The sequence below is a fragment of the Pseudomonas sp. WS 5051 genome, from assembly GCF_012985715.1.
Classification (GTDB): Bacteria; Pseudomonadota; Gammaproteobacteria; order Pseudomonadales; family Pseudomonadaceae; genus Aquipseudomonas; species Aquipseudomonas bubulae.
In genome coordinates this window covers 142347-157629 of record NZ_JAAQWV010000006.1, presented here as the reverse complement: position 1 = coordinate 157629, position 15283 = coordinate 142347, and the positions used below count along the sequence as shown (strand labels likewise).

Annotated in this window: 17 protein-coding genes; 9 read left to right on the top strand and 8 right to left on the bottom strand. The window is 58.1% G+C overall.

Going from position 1 to position 15283, the window contains the following annotated elements; all coding sequences use genetic code 11:
• Positions 1 to 46 precede the first annotated feature (46 nt).
• The 4 genes from HBN79_RS11965 to HBN79_RS11950 all read left to right on the top strand — a co-directional run bounded on the left by HBN79_RS11965 (position 47) and on the right by HBN79_RS11950 (position 4210).
• Entirely contained in the window at positions 47 to 1078 is a 1032-nt protein-coding gene (locus HBN79_RS11965) for an amino acid ABC transporter substrate-binding protein (RefSeq protein ID WP_095001216.1), read from the top strand.
• Positions 1079 to 1143: 65 nt separating this feature from the next.
• Entirely contained in the window at positions 1144 to 2325 is a 1182-nt protein-coding gene (locus HBN79_RS11960) for an amino acid ABC transporter permease (protein WP_095024906.1), read from the top strand.
• 10 nt (positions 2326 to 2335) lie between these two features.
• On the top strand, positions 2336 to 3433 hold the full coding sequence (locus HBN79_RS11955) for an amino acid ABC transporter permease (protein ID WP_169916746.1): 1098 nt from the start codon (positions 2336 to 2338) through the stop codon (positions 3431 to 3433).
• Positions 3434 to 3445: 12 nt separating this feature from the next.
• Positions 3446 to 4210 (top strand): amino acid ABC transporter ATP-binding protein, encoded by a 765-nt coding sequence (locus HBN79_RS11950; RefSeq protein WP_095001219.1) that lies wholly within the window; start codon positions 3446 to 3448, stop codon positions 4208 to 4210.
• Between the two features lie 67 nt (positions 4211 to 4277).
• Here the strand turns inward: HBN79_RS11950 and HBN79_RS11945 are convergent, their stop codons facing one another.
• Positions 4278 to 4748 (bottom strand): type II toxin-antitoxin system MqsA family antitoxin, encoded by a 471-nt coding sequence (locus HBN79_RS11945; protein ID WP_095001220.1) that lies wholly within the window; start codon positions 4746 to 4748, stop codon positions 4278 to 4280.
• Positions 4745 to 5056, bottom strand: coding sequence for a type II toxin-antitoxin system MqsR family toxin (locus tag HBN79_RS11940; RefSeq protein WP_095001221.1), 312 nt, complete (start codon positions 5054 to 5056; stop codon positions 4745 to 4747). Before HBN79_RS11940 ends, HBN79_RS11945 begins: the two co-directional genes overlap by 4 nt.
• Positions 5057 to 5221: 165 nt before the next feature.
• Here HBN79_RS11940 and HBN79_RS11935 point away from each other — a divergent pair, with 165 nt between their 5' ends.
• The 4 genes from HBN79_RS11935 to HBN79_RS11920 all read left to right on the top strand — a co-directional run bounded on the left by HBN79_RS11935 (position 5222) and on the right by HBN79_RS11920 (position 7993).
• A complete protein-coding gene (locus HBN79_RS11935; protein WP_095001222.1) occupies positions 5222 to 5881 on the top strand; it encodes a FadR/GntR family transcriptional regulator in 660 nt (219 codons plus the stop codon).
• Positions 5871 to 7190 (top strand): CynX/NimT family MFS transporter, encoded by a 1320-nt coding sequence (locus HBN79_RS11930; RefSeq protein ID WP_169916745.1) that lies wholly within the window; start codon positions 5871 to 5873, stop codon positions 7188 to 7190. The genes HBN79_RS11935 and HBN79_RS11930 overlap by 11 nt, the downstream gene beginning before the upstream one ends.
• A 66-nt stretch (positions 7191 to 7256) precedes the next feature.
• Positions 7257 to 7727, top strand: coding sequence for a nuclear transport factor 2 family protein (locus HBN79_RS11925; protein WP_095031480.1), 471 nt, complete (start codon positions 7257 to 7259; stop codon positions 7725 to 7727).
• Positions 7728 to 7729: 2 nt separating this feature from the next.
• Positions 7730 to 7993, top strand: coding sequence for a GIY-YIG nuclease family protein (locus HBN79_RS11920; RefSeq protein ID WP_232527635.1), 264 nt, complete (start codon positions 7730 to 7732; stop codon positions 7991 to 7993).
• A 116-nt stretch (positions 7994 to 8109) separates the two neighbouring features.
• On the opposite strand, the gene HBN79_RS11915 is transcribed toward HBN79_RS11920, so the two are convergent.
• Entirely contained in the window at positions 8110 to 8460 is a 351-nt protein-coding gene (locus HBN79_RS11915; protein WP_016781886.1) for a glutaredoxin family protein, read from the bottom strand.
• Positions 8460 to 9464, bottom strand: a complete 1005-nt coding sequence (gene yejK / locus HBN79_RS11910) for a nucleoid-associated protein YejK (RefSeq protein WP_095001225.1) — start codon at positions 9462 to 9464, stop codon at positions 8460 to 8462. Before yejK ends, HBN79_RS11915 begins: the two co-directional genes overlap by 1 nt.
• A gap of 386 nt (positions 9465 to 9850) precedes the next feature.
• Between yejK and HBN79_RS11905 the strand changes: the two genes are divergently transcribed.
• Positions 9851 to 10132 carry an HU family DNA-binding protein gene (locus HBN79_RS11905; protein ID WP_003440137.1) on the top strand — a complete coding sequence of 94 codons (282 nt, stop codon included), beginning with the start codon at positions 9851 to 9853 and terminating at the stop codon, positions 10130 to 10132.
• 133 nt (positions 10133 to 10265) lie between these two features.
• On the opposite strand, the gene rlmF is transcribed toward HBN79_RS11905, so the two are convergent.
• From rlmF to HBN79_RS11885, 4 genes are all read right to left on the bottom strand, one after another.
• Positions 10266 to 11282, bottom strand: coding sequence for a 23S rRNA (adenine(1618)-N(6))-methyltransferase RlmF (gene rlmF / locus HBN79_RS11900; protein ID WP_095018207.1), 1017 nt, complete (start codon positions 11280 to 11282; stop codon positions 10266 to 10268).
• 89 nt (positions 11283 to 11371) lie between these two features.
• Positions 11372 to 14218 (bottom strand): valine--tRNA ligase, encoded by a 2847-nt coding sequence (locus HBN79_RS11895; RefSeq protein ID WP_169916744.1) that lies wholly within the window; start codon positions 14216 to 14218, stop codon positions 11372 to 11374.
• 172 nt (positions 14219 to 14390) lie between these two features.
• On the bottom strand, positions 14391 to 14786 hold the full coding sequence (locus HBN79_RS11890) for a DNA polymerase III subunit chi (RefSeq protein WP_095001228.1): 396 nt from the start codon (positions 14784 to 14786) through the stop codon (positions 14391 to 14393).
• Positions 14787 to 14793: 7 nt separating this feature from the next.
• On the bottom strand, positions 14794 to 15246 hold the full coding sequence (locus tag HBN79_RS11885) for a DNA polymerase III subunit chi (protein WP_095024904.1): 453 nt from the start codon (positions 15244 to 15246) through the stop codon (positions 14794 to 14796).
• Positions 15247 to 15283 lie beyond the last annotated feature (37 nt).

The window sequence follows — 15283 nt, the reverse complement described above, 5'->3', positions numbered from 1 at the left end:
GCGGCGGGCCTTGTTCAAACACAAAAAAGCAGCACTGGAGGTTTGAATGAAGCAATTGAAATCCACCCTGGCTTTGGCCACAGCAGCCATCGTGTTACTCAGTGCCAGCGGTTTTGCCCACGCAGGCGCGACCCTGGACAGTGTCAAGAAGAAAGGTTTTGTGCAATGTGGCGTGAGTGACGGTTTACCGGGCTTTTCGGTACCGGATAAAGACGGCAAGATCATGGGGATCGATGCGGATGTCTGTCGTGCAGTGGCCGCCGCAGTGTTTGGCGATGCTACCAAGGTCAAGTTCAGCCAGTTGAACGCCAAGGAGCGTTTCACCGCGCTGCAATCGGGCGAAGTCGATGTGTTGTCGCGCAATACCACCTGGACCAGTTCCCGTGATGCGGGCATGGGCATGGTGTTCGCGGGCGTGACCTATTACGACGGCGTCGGCTTTTTGGTCAACAACAAGCTGGGGGTAAAAAGTGCCAAGGAACTGGACGGTGCAACCATCTGTATCCAGGCCGGCACGACTACCGAGCTGAATGTGTCGGATTACTTCCGCGCCAATAACCTCAAGTACACCCCGATCACCTTCGACACCTCTGATGAAAGCGCCAAGTCTCTGGAAAGCGGCCGTTGCGACGTGTTGACCTCCGACAAGTCCCAGTTGTACGCACAGCGTAGCAAGCTGGCCAACCCGAGCGACTATGTCGTATTGCCTGAAACCATCTCCAAGGAGCCTCTGGGGCCTGTCGTGCGCAAGGGCGACGAAGACTGGTTCAGCATTGTGAAGTGGACCCTGTTCGCCATGCTCAATGCTGAAGAAGCCGGCATCACCTCGAAAAACGTTGTGGCTGAAGCCAAATCCACCAAAAACCCGGATGTCGCCCGCTTGCTGGGTGCTGACGGCGAATACGGCAAAGACCTGAAACTGCCAAAAGACTGGGTGGTGCAGATTGTCAGCCAGGTGGGTAACTACGGTGAAGTCTTCGAGAAAAACCTCGGTAAAAACACGCCTCTGGCCATCGACCGCGGGCTGAACGCTCTGTGGAATAACGGCGGCATTCAATACGCACCCCCTGTGCGCTGATAGCCCTTTCATCCGGCAGGCCAACTGCCGGGTGATGTTGTCTGATCCATTGTTAGGGGCACTTCATGCAAATTAAAGTCGGCGCACCCAAGCCCAGGCTCAGCCTCGGCGATCCACGTGTGCGTGCGTGGTTATTTCAGATCGTCACCGTCGCGCTGGTGGTCCTTATGGGCTGGTATCTGTTCAACAATACCCAGACCAACCTGCAACATCGCGGCATTACTTCGGGTTTTGACTTTCTGGAGCGCAGTGCCGGGTTTGGCATTGCGCAGCATTTGATTGATTACACCGAGTCCGACAGTTATGCGCGGGTCTTTCTGATCGGGTTGCTCAACACCTTGCTGGTGTCCGTGATCGGTATCGTCCTGGCGACGATCCTGGGGTTTATCATCGGCGTGGCACGCCTGTCGTCGAACTGGATGATCAGCAAGCTGGCAACGGTGTATGTGGAGATCTTTCGCAATATCCCGCCATTGCTGCAAATCCTGTTCTGGTACTTCGCGGTCTTCCTGACCATGCCAGGGCCACGCAACAGCCATAACTTTGCCAACACCTTCTATATGAGCAGCCGTGGCCTGAACATGCCGGCCGCAGTGGGTACGGATGCCTTCTGGCCGTTTGTGGCCAGTGTGGTGCTGGCTATCGTGGCCGTGGTGCTGATGGTCCGTCGGGCCAACAAGCGCTTTGAAGACACCGGCGAGCCATTTCACAAGTTCTGGGTCGGGCTGTTCTTGCTGCTGGCGATTCCTGGCCTGTGCGTGTTGCTGTTCGGTACCCCGGTGCACTGGGAGATGCCACAGCTCAAGGGCTTCAACTTTGTCGGTGGCTGGGTGCTGATCCCGGAACTGTTGGCGCTGACCATTGCGTTGACGGTGTACACCGCGGCCTTTATTGCCGAAATCGTACGGTCGGGGATCAAATCCGTCAGTCACGGTCAGACCGAAGCCGCCCGCTCGCTGGGGCTGCGCCCGGGGCCGACGCTGCGCAAGGTAATCATCCCGCAAGCGCTGCGGGTGATCATCCCGCCTTTGACCAGCCAATACCTGAACCTGGTGAAAAACTCGTCGCTGGCGGCGGGCATCGGTTATCCGGAAATGGTTTCACTGTTTGCCGGCACGGTCCTCAACCAGACCGGGCAAGCGATTGAAGTCATTGCCATCACCATGAGCGTGTACCTGGCCATCAGCATCAGCATTTCGCTGCTGATGAATTGGTACAACACGCGCATTGCGCTGATCGAGCGATGAGGACTGGACTATGACGACTCATGTTTTCAAACCCGACATGCCGCCGCCTGGCAACCGCATCGGTATTGTCGCCTGGGCGCGGGCAAATCTGTTTTCCAGCTGGCTCAACACCTTGCTGACCCTGTTTGCCTTTTATCTGGTCTGGCTGATCGTGCCGCCGCTGCTGAGCTGGACGATTTTCGATGCCAATTGGGTAGGCAGCACGCAAGCTGATTGCACCAAAGAGGGCGCTTGCTGGGTGTTTATCCAGCAGCGTTTTGGCCAGTTTATGTATGGCTATTACCCGACCGGGCTGCGCTGGCGGGTTGACCTGACGGTATGGCTGGCCGTGGTGGGTGCGGCGCCGTTGTTTATCTCGCGCTTCAAGCACAAGGCTATCTACGGGCTGGGCTTTTTGGTGGTGTACCCCATCCTGGCGTTTACCTTGCTCCACGGCGGCTATCTGGGCCTGACTAACGTGGCTACCAGCCAGTGGGGCGGCCTGATGCTCACGCTGGTGATTGCCATGGTAGGTATTGCCGGCGCCTTGCCACTGGGGATTTTGCTGGCCCTGGGCCGCCGCTCGGACATGCCGGCCATTCGCGTGGTGTGCGTGACTTTTATCGAGTTTTGGCGCGGCGTTCCGCTGATAACCGTGCTGTTTATGTCTTCGGTGATGCTGCCGCTGTTTCTGCCCGAGGGCATGAACTTCGACAAATTACTGCGGGCCTTGATCGGCGTAATCCTGTTTCAGTCGGCTTATGTGGCGGAAGTGGTGCGTGGCGGTCTGCAAGCCATCCCCAAGGGTCAGTACGAGGCGGCTGCGGCCATGGGCCTGGGCTACTGGCGCAGCATGGGCCTGGTGATTTTGCCGCAAGCCCTGAAGCTGGTGATCCCCGGCATCGTCAACACCTTTATTGCCCTGTTCAAGGACACCAGCCTGGTGATCATCATCGGTCTGTTCGACCTGCTCAATAGCGTCAAACAAGCCGCCGCCGACCCGAAATGGCTGGGTATGGCCACTGAAGGCTATGTGTTTGCCGCCTTGGTGTTCTGGATTTTCTGTTTTGGTATGTCCCGCTACTCCATGCATCTGGAGCACAAGCTGGACACTGGCCACAAGCGTTAGGAGTATTGCAAGATGAGTGAAACAATCAAAAAGCCAGCAAGCTCTGAAGGCATTATTCAGATGCTGGGCGTCAACAAGTGGTACGGCCAGTTCCATGTGCTAAAGGACATCAACCTCAACGTACAGCCGGGCGAGCGTATCGTCTTGTGCGGGCCTTCGGGCTCCGGCAAGTCAACCACCATCCGTTGCCTCAATCGCCTCGAAGAGCACCAGCAGGGACGCATCGTGGTCGACGGTGTAGAGCTGACCAACGACATCAAGCAAATCGAGACGGTGCGGCGTGAAGTGGGCATGGTGTTCCAGCACTTCAACCTGTTCCCGCACCTGACCATTCTGCAGAACTGCACGCTGGCGCCGATGTGGGTGCGCAAGATGCCCCGGCGTCAGGCCGAAGAAATTGCCATGCATTATCTGGAACGGGTGCGTATTCCGGAGCAGGCGCACAAGTTCCCGGGGCAGTTGTCGGGTGGTCAGCAGCAACGTGTGGCAATTGCCCGGGCGCTGTGCATGAAGCCCAAGATCATGCTGTTTGACGAACCGACTTCAGCACTTGACCCGGAGATGGTCAAAGAGGTGCTGGACACCATGATCGGCCTGGCGGAAGACGGCATGACGATGCTCTGCGTAACCCACGAAATGGGCTTTGCGCGCACCGTGGCCAACCGGGTGATCTTTATGGACAAGGGCGAAATCGTGGAGGAGGCCGCCCCGAATGACTTCTTCGACAACCCGCAAAATGACCGGACCAAACTGTTCCTGAATCAGATTTTGCATTGATCGGGACTTGTAGCCGCTGATGATCGTAGCCTCGCTGCGCTCGTCAGCGGCTAGAAAACCAAAGGTGTCAGTTTTCGCGCTGCTGCTGTTTTTGCACCAGCAGCGCATTGATGTCTGCACACTCGTTGATGGCTTGTAATTCGCGGACCAGTTCGGGGTGGCGATCGAGCAGTCGCATCAACACAAACAAGGGTTTAGGTGGCTCCACCTCGGCCCGTTCATAACGACTGAACGCATTGTGGCCGCCCCCCGACAGCAACTGCACGGCATTTTTTTGGGTGAAGTGAAGCTTGCGGCGGATACGCTTCATTTCTTCCGCCATAACCCGTTTGGCATCTTCTACCAGTTCGTCGCCAGCCTGGGCATATAGCTCTGCGCTGGGTGCATCAAATTCGATCTCGGCGCACTCGGTGCATTCGTGCCCGTCCAGGCCGTGCACCACCCGGTTCAATTGCTTGAAGTTCACATTGAAGCTGCGGCCCTTGAACGCTTGCATGGCATTGGCGGCGCCGCAGGTGCAGCAGTCATTTTTGCTCATGATGTTTTCTCCTTGAAAGCGATGACCGGCGGCCCTCCGCAGGGGCGATACGTCACCTTGATAGAGATGGCCAAACCGTAGGCCTGTGCGTGATATACGTCCTGCCAGACCTTGTGGTCGGCGTGGGTCGACATCGATTTGTACAGCGCACTGCGCTCCAACGAGGTAATGACCCTCTGCATTTGTGCGAGGACCAGGCCCATGCTTCGTCCACCATCCAATGCGCTTTTGGTAAAGGCGACAGCGCCAAGCCGTTGTACATCGGCTTGAATGCACTGGAGGTTGTAGTGAGGTGTTTTCTTTTCCATAAGAGGCAGCCTCGATGCAATCAAAATTACCCTTAAAGGGTTTTTTGTTCAAGGGTGAACAAGGTTTTTGAGGGGGCTTTTAATCTGTAGTTGATTGCTCGTATGGAGGTGTCTGAGTAACATGTCGGAAAATTCATCCTATGATTGGATGAAAAGGCGAATTAAATGACAGACGCTTCTCCCATCATCAAACGCTCGCTGGTCGACCAGGCTCTGGAGCAACTGCGTGCGCGAATAAACAACGGTACCTGGGAGGTGGGTCAGCGTTTGCCAACCGAGCCCGAGCTGGCTACGCAATTGAACATCAGTCGTAACACTGTGCGTGAAGCCATGCGCGTGCTGGCATTTGCCGGGCTGATAGAGATTCGCCAGGGCGATGGCAGCTATTTGCGCAGCCGTGTCGACCCGATGGACACGCTGCGCGCGCTGTCATCCTGCTCTCTGGAGCAGGGCCGGGAGATGCGTCACATCATTGAGGTTGAAGCCGCTGGCCTGGCCGCCCTGCGCCGCACGGACGAGGACTTGCGCCTGCTGCATCAGGCGCTGGACGCCAGTGGCCAGCACTATCACGGTGAACTCGATACCTATATTTGCTGTGACCTGGTGTTTCACCAACGACTGATTGATGCCGCCCACAACCCGGCCCTGAGCGAGCTCTACCGCTTTACCTCAAGCGTCTTGACCAATCATTTGCGCAAGACCATGGACGTCCATCCGCGTCGTCAAGTGGTGTTCGACCTGCACGTTGATTTACTGGAAGCCGTAGAACAACAAAACCCGCAACGGGCCATGGCGCTGTGCCGGACGTTGATCAATGAACCTTGAGCCGGAGCACGCCATGAGCCACCCTTCGTCAATTTCCAATGCCAGCGTCGAGCCCGTTCGTCATCTCGATGAACTGGAAGAATTGCTGATCGACGCTGAAATTGACGACGAGCAGGTTCAGCACACTGCGCCTGTTGTCTTGCGTCCGTGGTTATTGCTTCTGGGGCTGGTGCTGGTGGCCTTGAACCTGCGCCCCGCGCTGTCGAGCATGGCGCCGTTACTGGGTGAGGTGTCTGACAGACTGGGCTTGTCTGCGGCGCAGGCTGGCCTGTTGACCACGTTGCCCGTGCTGTGCCTGGGGCTGTTCGCGCCCCTGGCGCCAATCCTGGCGCGGCGTTTTGGTACCGAGCGGGTAGTGCTGGGGATTTTGCTGACGCTGGGTGGCGGGATCGTTCTGCGCAGTTGCCTGGGCGAAGTGGGGCTGTTTGCCGGGAGCATTCTGGCGGGGGCCAGTATCGGCGTCATCGGTGTGTTGTTGCCGGGCATCATCAAGCGTGATTTCGCCGGGCATGCCGGAACCATGACCGGTGTTTACACCATGGCCCTGTGCCTGGGTGCGGCACTGGCGGCGGGGGCTACGGTGCCCCTTAGCGAGTCACTGGGGCAGAGCTGGGCAATGGGGCTTGGCTTCTGGGCCTTGCCCGCATTGCTTGCGGTTGTTTTCTGGCTGCCACAGGTGGGCAAGCGTCAGGGCACGCACAACGTTGCTTACCGCGTGCGTGGCTTGTTGCGTGACCCGTTGGCCTGGCAAGTGACGCTCTATATGGGGCTGCAATCCTCGTTGTCCTACATTGTTTTTGGCTGGTTGCCGTCAATCCTGATTGGTCGCGGCCTGACGCCTACCCAGACGGGGCTGGTGATGTCCGGCTCGGTTATCGTGCAATTGATCACGGCGCTGACGGCACCGTGGCTGGCCACGCGGGGTAAAGACCAGCGGCTGGCAATCGTGCTGGTTATGGGCATGACCCTGGCCGGGCTGTTTGGTTGCCTTTATGCGCCTATCGAGGGCTTGTGGGGCTGGGCGATTGTGCTGGGCCTGGGGCAGGGCGGCACATTCAGCCTGGCCTTGACCATGATCGTGCTGCGCTCGCGCGATGCCCATGTCGCCGCCAATCTGTCGGGCATGGCCCAGGGCATTGGTTACACCGTGGCATCGATGGGGCCGCTGGCGGTGGGCGTGGTGCATGAAGTGACGGGTGGCTGGAGTGCCGTGGGCTGGATATTTGCAGTCATCGGTCTGGGGGCCATCGTCGCCGGGCTTGGCGCCGGCCGTTCACTGTATGTGAATGTACAAAGCGAGAAAGTCTGAGGCCCATAGTGTTTCTGTTCATGGCAGATTATCGTGCTCTGATTCCAGACCTGTACGGACCCTGCCATGAGCCAAGACCACCAAGCATTGATCACTCGTTTCTACCAGGCCTTCCAGCGGCTTGATGCCGAGGCAATGGCTGACTGTTACACCACTGACGTGGTGTTCAGCGACCCTGTGTTTGGCGAGCTGCGTGGCCACAATGCCGCTGACATGTGGCGCATGCTGACCTCGCGGGCCAAGGATTTCAGCCTCACCTTCGATCAGGTTCAGGCTGACGGCCAGCATGGCAGCGCGCACTGGGTGGCGACCTATGTGTTTGGCCAGACCGGCGCCACGGTGGTCAATGATATCCAGGCACGGTTTGTGTTTCGTGATGGCAAGATTTGCGAGCATCACGACCATTTCGATCTGTGGCGCTGGTCGCGTCAGGCACTGGGCACCAAGGGCCTGTTGCTGGGGTGGACACCGCTGGTACAAAACGCCATTCGGGCGCAGGCGCAAAAAGGGCTCAAGGCCTTTCAGGGCAGCCGCTGAAAGTGGTCGAGAAACCCTGGTTTGTGTACCTTGTGCGGGCCGCTAATGGCTCTTTGTATTGCGGTATCAGCGATGACCCGGTGCGCCGTTTTGCCAAGCATCAAACGGGCAAGGGCGCGCGTTTTTTTGCTTCAAGCCCGGCAGTGGCGCTGGTGTATGTCGAATCCTGGCCGGACAAGGGTGAAGCGTTGCGCCAGGAGCGATTGATCAAGAAACTCAGGAAGAGTGCCAAGGAGTGTCTGGTGCAAAGTCAGAAGCTGGAGTGATTTTCCTGTGGGAGCGGGCTTGCCCGCGATGGTATCTCTGCGGTTTGTCTGGCTGACCGCAGCGCCTGCATCGCGAGCAAGCCCGCTCCCACAGAAATTGAACAGTTGTTCCCGGCTTATTTCAGTGCCGCCAATATCGCATCGGGCTTGAAGTCGCGAATCAGCGTGCCGTTTACATCCAGTATCGGAATGCCGCGCCCGCCCAGCGCCTCGTAAGCCTGGCGGGCACTGGCATCCTTGTCGATATCGAATTCCTTGAACGGTATGCCTTTCTCATCCAGGAACCGCCGAGTGGCCTTGCAGTAGCCGCACCACTCGGTGGAGTACAACACCACCCGGGCGCTGGCCCGGGTTTGCTCACTGACGACACCCGAAGGGTTGAGCACGCGCTCGATCTTGCCCCAGTTCTGAAAGATGACCACCACCACCAGAACAAACAGGACTTTCTTCAAGATACCGTTGAGCATTACTTGCTGCGCTTGAGCTGATCGAGCAGTTGGGTCGGCAAGCCCTTGATCACCAGCGTACCGGCTTCTTCGTCGAACTCGACCTTGGAACCCAGCAGGTGTGCCTCAAAGCTGATAGAGAGCCCCTCAGCGCGCCCGGTGAAGCGACGGAACTGGTTCAGGGTGCGCTTGTCAGCAGGAATTTCGGGGGACAGGCCGTAATCCTTGTTACGGATATGATCGTAGAAAGCCTTGGGGCGTTCTTCGTCGATCAACTCGGACAACTCTTCCAGGCCCATGGGTTCGCCGATTTTTGCCTGACTGCTGGCGTAATCGACCAGGGTCTTGGTTTTTTCCCGGGCGGACTCTTCCGGCAAGTCTTCGCTTTCTACGAAGTCACTGAAGGCCTTGAGCAGGGTACGGGTTTCGCCCGGGCCATCGACACCTTCCTGGCAGCCGATAAAGTCGCGGAAGTACTCCGAAACCTTCTTGCCGTTTTTACCTTTGATAAACGAAATGTATTGCTTGGACTGCTTGTTGTTCTGCCACTCGGAAATATTGATCCGTGCGGCCAGGTGCAACTGGCCAAGGTCCAGATGGCGCGAAGGCGTCACGTCCAGCTCCGAGGTCACGGCAACGCCGTCGCTGTGGTGCAGCAGGGCGATGGCCAGGTAGTCGGTCATGCCTTGCTGGTAATGGGCGAACAGCACGTGGCCGCCAACGGAAAGGTTGGACTCTTCCATCAGTTTTTGCAGATGCTCGACGGCGACGCGGCTGAACGCCGTGAAGTCTTTACCGCCATCGAGGTATTCCTTGAGCCAGCCGCTGAACGGATGCGCGCCGGACTCGGCATGGAAAAACCCCCAGGCTTTACCTTGCTTGGCGTTATAGCTTTCGTTGAGGTCAGCGAGCATGTTCTCGATGGCTTGAGACCCGGCCAGTTCAGAGTCACGGGCGTGGAGAACTGCGGGCGTACCGTCGGGTTTTTTGTCAATCAAGTGGACGATGCAATGACGGATCGGCATGGGCTTCTCGGTGTGTAATGAGAGGGCAGGGTGCACACCCCGCAAAGGCGCCAAGTGTACCGCACCTGAGCCTCGGGTCGGGGTTTGGGGGGCTTGAGGGCGCCCTGGACGGTTTTTTTACCGTTTTAAGGCCATAAAGCTGACCAAAAGCCCAGGTAGAGGCGGATATTTAACTGTCTCTGTGCTAGTTTTGCCCGGTCTTGCGCTCGGAAACGGCGTAAAGCGTGCATTCAGCATGTGTCAGGTCGAACCAAACCCCGTTTTAGCTATCTACATCCGCGATTCGTCGTGAAAGCTGGCGGGTGTGCCAGACCCTTGAGATCTGGCTCGATGGCTGACATTGCACTCTGCAAACCAAATGAATTTGATAGGGAAGGAACATCTCAATGGCTATTACTAAAGACCAACTGATCGCTGATATCGCTGAAGCTATCGACGCGCCGAAAACTACCGCGCGTAACGCTCTGGACCAACTGGCCCAGATCGTTGCTGATCAATTGGAAAATGGCGGCGAAATCACTCTGCCAGGTATTGGCAAACTGAAAGTGACCGAGCGTCCTGCCCGTACTGGCCGTAACCCTTCGACTGGCGCAGCCATCGAAATCGCAGCCAAAAAAGTTATCAAGCTCGTTGTGGCCAAAGGCCTGACTGACGCTGTTAACAAGTAAGACTGCTGTAAAAAAGCCGCGCTTCGGATTACTCCGAAGCGCGGCTTTTTTATGCCTGCAAATCTTGTAGCAGCTGCCGAACGCAGCCTCGCGCAGCTCGGCAGCTGCTACGAGGTTTTGCATATTTACAAGATTACTTCCAGTTCTTCTCGCGCCACAGCTGTTGCTGTTCTTTGTCATGGAATGTCCAGGCGACAAAGCGGCTTTGCTTGTTGCCCTGTGACATGTCGACCACCTGGCTTTCACGCACACCGGCTTTTTTCAGTGCGGTCTGGATCGCCGGCAAGTTGGACGCCTTGGACACCAGTACGCTGAACCACAGCACCTGACGGCCCACTTGCACGCTTTCGCGAATCAGCTGGGTCACAAAGCGCTGCTCGCCCCCTTCACACCACAATTCGGCCGCTTGACCGCCAAAGTTCAGAACAGGCAGTTTGCGCTTGGGATCAGCCTTGCCCAGTGCCCGCCATTTACGCTCGCTGCCGCGCGTTGCTTCATCGATCGACGCATGAAAGGGCGGGTTGCACATGCTCAGGTCAAAACGCTCGGCGCTGTCCAGGACGTCCAGCAAGATCTTCTTCTGATCGGGTTGCAGGCGCAGGCTGATGGCTTTGTTCAGGCCGTTGGACTGCACGATCGCCTTGGCCGCTTTAACGGCTGTAGGGTCAACTTCGGTGCCCAGGAACTGCCAGCGGTATTCGCTGTGACCAATCAGCGGGTAAACGCAGTTTGCGCCCATACCGATGTCCAGCACGCGCACGCTCGGGCCACGCGGGATGACGCCATCGTTCATGGTGGCCAGCAGGTCGGCCAGAAAGTGCACGTAGTCAGCGCGACCGGGCACAGGCGGGCACAGGTAGTCAGTCGGGATGTCCCAGTGGGCGATACCGTAGAACGCCTTGAGCAGCGCACGGTTGAATACGCGCACGGCATCCGGGTTGGCGAAGTCGATGCTTTCTTTGCCGTACGGGTTGATGATCACGAACTCTGCCAGCTCAGGGCAGACCGAAATCAGCTGCGGGAAGTCGTAGCGGCCCTGATGGCGGTTACGTGGGTGCAGGCTTGGCTTGACCCGTGGCTCAGCCGGCTTGGCGTCGCTGACAGCCTTGGGCTTGTGGCGTGTGGCTTTGGAAGTGCGTGGGGTTGTCATGTTCAATTCATTCCACAAAAGCAATCGCGGGCAAGCCCTTAGTTCCTTTCAGAGCTAAGGGCTTGCCCGCGATCAGGTGCGCAGCTTTATTACAGGCTGGAAATCCGCGCGTGCTGTTCGGCCAATTTGCTCAAGGCTTGTTCGGCTTCGGCTAACTTGGTTCGTTCTTTTTCGATGACTTCGGCCGGAGCTTTGTCAACGAACGCGGCGTTAGAGAGTTTTCCACCTACGCGGGCCACTTCGCCGTTCAGACGCTGGATTTCCTTGTCCAGACGCGCCAACTCTGCATCTTTGTCGATCAGGCCGGCCATGGGCACCAGCACTTCCATCTCGCCTACCAGTGCGGTAGCCGACAGCGGTGCTTCGGCGCCCTCTTGCAGCACGGTGATCGCTTCGAGTTTAGCCAGCTTTTTGAGCAAGGCATCGTTCTCGGCCAGACGGCGTTGATCTTCGCTGCTGACGTTTTTCAGGTAGATCTGCAAAGGCTTGCCCGGGCCGATGTTCATTTCGCCACGGATGTTGCGAATACCCAGCATCAGGCCCTTGAGCCATTCGATATCGTCTTCGGCGGCCTGGTCGATGCGCGCTTCGTTCGGTACCGGCCACGGTTGCAGCATGATGGTCTTGCCTTCAGCGCCGGCCAGCGGCGCGATGCGCTGCCAGATTTCTTCGGTGATGAATGGCATGAACGGATGCGCCAGGCGCAACGCCACTTCCAGCACCCGAACCAGCGTACGGCGAGTGCCGCGCTGACGTTCTACCGGGGCGTTTTCGTCCCACAGCACAGGCTTGGACAGTTCCAGGTACCAGTCGCAGTACTGGTTCCAGATGAACTCGTACAGCGCTTGCGCCGCGAGGTCGAAACGGAACTGGTCGAGGTGACGGGTCACTTCTGCTTCGGTGCGCTGCAGCTGCGAGATGATCCAGCGGTCAGCCAGCGACAGTTCGTAGGCTTCGCCGTTCTGGCCGCAGTCTTCGCCCTTGTCCAGCACGTAGCGTGCGGCGTTCCAGATCTTGTTGCAGAAGTTGCGATAGCCTTCGACGCGGCCCATGTCGAACTTGATGTCACGACCGGTGGACGCCAGCGAGCAGAACGTGAAGCGCAGGGCGTCGGTACCGTAGCTGGCGATGCCGTCGGTGAATTCGTCGCGGGTCTGCTTCTCGATTTTCTTCAGCAGTTTTGGCTGCATCAGGCCGGTGGTGCGTTTGGCCACCAGGTCTTCGAGCTCGATGCCGTCGATGATGTCCAGCGGGTCCAGGACGTTGCCCTTGGACTTGGACATCTTCTGGCCTTGACCGTCACGGACCAGGCCGTGGACATACACGGTCTTGAACGGAACTTGCGGGGTGCCGTCTTCGTTTTTCACCAAATGCATGGTGAGCATGATCATCCGGGCAACCCAGAAGAAAATGATGTCGAAACCGGTAACCAGCACGTCAGTGGAGTGGAAGGTTTTCAGTGCTTCGGTTTTTTCCGGCCAGCCGAGGGTGGAGAACGTCCACAGACCCGAGCTGAACCAGGTGTCGAGCACGTCGTTGTCCTGTTGCAAGGCAACGTCCGGGCCCAGGTTGTTCTTGGCGCGTACTTCGGCCTCGTCGCGGCCTACATAGACTTTGCCCGATTCGTCGTACCAGGCCGGAATGCGGTGGCCCCACCACAGTTGACGGCTGATGCACCAATCCTGGATGTCGCGCATCCACGAGAAGTACATGTTTTCGTACTGTTTAGGCACGAACGCGATGCGCCCGTCTTCCACGGCAGCAATGGCAGGCTCTGCCAGAGGCTTGGTCGACACGTACCACTGGTCAGTCAGCCACGGTTCGATCACGGTGCCCGAACGGTCGCCTTTCGGCACTTTCAGGGCGTGATCATCGACGCTGACCAACAGGCCGGCTTCGTCGAAATCAGCGACAATTTGCTTGCGCGCTTCGAAGCGGTCCAGGCCTGCATACTTGGCCGGCAGGGTACCGTCGATGGACTCGTTCAGCGTGCCATCGAGGTTGAACACCTGGGCAGCAGGCAGCACGGCGGCGTTTTTATCGAAGATGTTGAGCAGCGGCAGGTTGTGACGCTTGCCGACTTCGTAGTCGTTGAAATCGTGGGCCGGGGTGATTTTCACACAACCGGTACCGAATTCAGGATCGCAATAATCGTCCGCGATGATCGGAATGCGGCGGCCAACCAGCGGCAGTTCGACAAACTTGCCGATCAGGGCCTTGTAGCGCTCGTCTTCCGGGTTTACCGCAACAGCTGCGTCGCCCAGCATGGTTTCCGGACGGGTGGTAGCAACCACCAGGTAGTCCAGGCCTTCGGCGGTCTTGGCGCCGTCAGCCAGCGGGTAGCGCAGGTTCCACAGGAAACCTTTCTCGTCGTGGTTTTCCACTTCAAGGTCGGAGATGGCCGTGTGCAGCTTGGTGTCCCAGTTGACCAGGCGCTTGCCACGATAGATCAGGCCGTCTTCGTGGAGGCGCACGAAGGCTTCCTTCACGGCTTCAGACAGGCCGTCATCCATGGTGAAGCGCTCGCGGCTCCAGTCTACGGACGAACCCAGGCGGCGGATCTGACGGCTGATGTTGCCGCCGGACTGATCTTTCCATTCCCAGATCTTGTCGAGGAATTTTTCACGACCCAAATCGTGGCGGTTCAGGCCTTGTGCTTCGATCTGACGCTCGACCAGCATCTGGGTGGCGATACCGGCGTGGTCGGTACCCGGCTGCCACAGGGTGTTGCGGCCCTGCATGCGACGGAAACGGATCAGGGCATCCATGATCGCGTTGTTGAAGCCGTGCCCCATGTGCAGGCTGCCGGTGACGTTCGGCGGCGGAATCATGATGGTGTACGGGTCGCCCGCGCCTTGCGGGGCAAAATAATTCTCTTCTTCCCAGGTTTTGTACCAGGAAGTTTCAATGGCGTGCGGCTGGTAGGTCTTATCCATGCGCGGCGGGACCCTATTGGCATTAATTCAGGAAAGCCGGCAAGTATAGCGGGGTGGGACTGCGCGGGGAACCTATTGCTGTTGTGGGAGCGGGCTTGCTCGCGATACGGGCAACCCGGTGCATCGGCTTCATTAAGGTGCTGCAATCGCGAGCAAGCCCGCTCCCACAGGGTCAGCTTTGATGTTGGGCGAGCAGACGCTCCATGTGGGCATCAAGGCGGCGCTTGATCTCGGTTTCGATGTGCGGGGCGAAGTCGTTGATCACGTCCTGCATGATGGCCTGGGCAGCAGTGCGCAGCTCTCGGTCCAGGTGCGCAAGCAGTGCGTCAGGGGCTTTCTCCGTCGCGGGCGCCGGGGTGATGCCGACCAGCGGTATTTGCGTGGGCACCGGCTCCGGCTCTGGTTCATCGCTGATAACTTCGTCGAGCAACGGGATCTGTTCGTCGGGCCGACCTACCATCTCTGTCAGCAGCGGCGGTTGCAGCCCCTCATCGCCGAGCAGCTTGCGAATGGACTCAAGATCATCAAGCAGGTGTGCAGCTTTTTGCGGCGAATTGGAGGTGTCCATCGTGTGCTCAGAGTCGTTGTAACTTGTGGTCCTGCAGAGGATAGCCCTGTTCTCGGTAGAAACGGAAACTCTCCCGTGCAGCCTGTCGCACGGCGGGGTCTTCGACCACCACTTCGGCCACGCGGGCGAAACGTTTGAAAAAGTCGGGGACTTTGAGGTCCAGGTTGATCAGTAAGTCCTGGTGGTTTGCGGGTGCATCCGTACAGCCCATGACCACGACGCCATCGGGTTGGTCTTCAGTGTTGCTGTGGGGCACGAAGCTTTCGCCCTTGAAGCGCCACAGGCGTTCATCCAGGTCCTGGCGCTGGGCACTGTCAGAGCAATGCAGATACACGCGATGGCCCAGGCGCCAGGCCTTCTCGGTGAGTTTGCAGGCAAAATCCAGCCGCGCAGAGGGTTCGGCGCTGGGCAGGATATAAAAGTCGATCTTGGTGAGTTCTTGGTTTGCTTCGGGGGTCATTGCGATTCCTGAATCGGGACTGCGCCGCCCTCAAGCG

Excerpts from the sequence above, each read along its gene's own strand:
- HBN79_RS11965 (WP_095001216.1), top strand. The coding sequence starts at position 47 with ATGAAGCAATTGAAATCCACCCTGGCTTTGGCCACAGCAGCCATCGTG.
- HBN79_RS11925 (WP_095031480.1), top strand. The coding sequence starts at position 7,257 with ATGAGCCAAGACCACCAAGCATTGATCACTCGTTTCTACCAGGCCTTC.
- HBN79_RS11905 (WP_003440137.1), top strand. The coding sequence starts at position 9,851 with ATGGCTATTACTAAAGACCAACTGATCGCTGATATCGCTGAAGCTATC.
- HBN79_RS11935 (WP_095001222.1), top strand. The coding sequence starts at position 5,222 with ATGACAGACGCTTCTCCCATCATCAAACGCTCGCTGGTCGACCAGGCT.
- HBN79_RS11885 (WP_095024904.1), bottom strand. The coding sequence starts at position 15,246 with ATGACCCCCGAAGCAAACCAAGAACTCACCAAGATCGACTTTTATATC.
- HBN79_RS11950 (WP_095001219.1), top strand. The coding sequence starts at position 3,446 with ATGAGTGAAACAATCAAAAAGCCAGCAAGCTCTGAAGGCATTATTCAG.
- HBN79_RS11930 (WP_169916745.1), top strand. The coding sequence starts at position 5,871 with ATGAACCTTGAGCCGGAGCACGCCATGAGCCACCCTTCGTCAATTTCC.
- HBN79_RS11960 (WP_095024906.1), top strand. The coding sequence starts at position 1,144 with ATGCAAATTAAAGTCGGCGCACCCAAGCCCAGGCTCAGCCTCGGCGAT.
- rlmF (WP_095018207.1), bottom strand. The coding sequence starts at position 11,282 with ATGACAACCCCACGCACTTCCAAAGCCACACGCCACAAGCCCAAGGCT.
- HBN79_RS11945 (WP_095001220.1), bottom strand. The coding sequence starts at position 4,748 with ATGAGCAAAAATGACTGCTGCACCTGCGGCGCCGCCAATGCCATGCAA.
- HBN79_RS11955 (WP_169916746.1), top strand. The coding sequence starts at position 2,336 with ATGACGACTCATGTTTTCAAACCCGACATGCCGCCGCCTGGCAACCGC.
- HBN79_RS11940 (WP_095001221.1), bottom strand. The coding sequence starts at position 5,056 with ATGGAAAAGAAAACACCTCACTACAACCTCCAGTGCATTCAAGCCGAT.
- HBN79_RS11895 (WP_169916744.1), bottom strand. The coding sequence starts at position 14,218 with ATGGATAAGACCTACCAGCCGCACGCCATTGAAACTTCCTGGTACAAA.
- HBN79_RS11890 (WP_095001228.1), bottom strand. The coding sequence starts at position 14,786 with ATGGACACCTCCAATTCGCCGCAAAAAGCTGCACACCTGCTTGATGAT.
- yejK (WP_095001225.1), bottom strand. The coding sequence starts at position 9,464 with ATGCCGATCCGTCATTGCATCGTCCACTTGATTGACAAAAAACCCGAC.
- HBN79_RS11915 (WP_016781886.1), bottom strand. The coding sequence starts at position 8,460 with ATGCTCAACGGTATCTTGAAGAAAGTCCTGTTTGTTCTGGTGGTGGTG.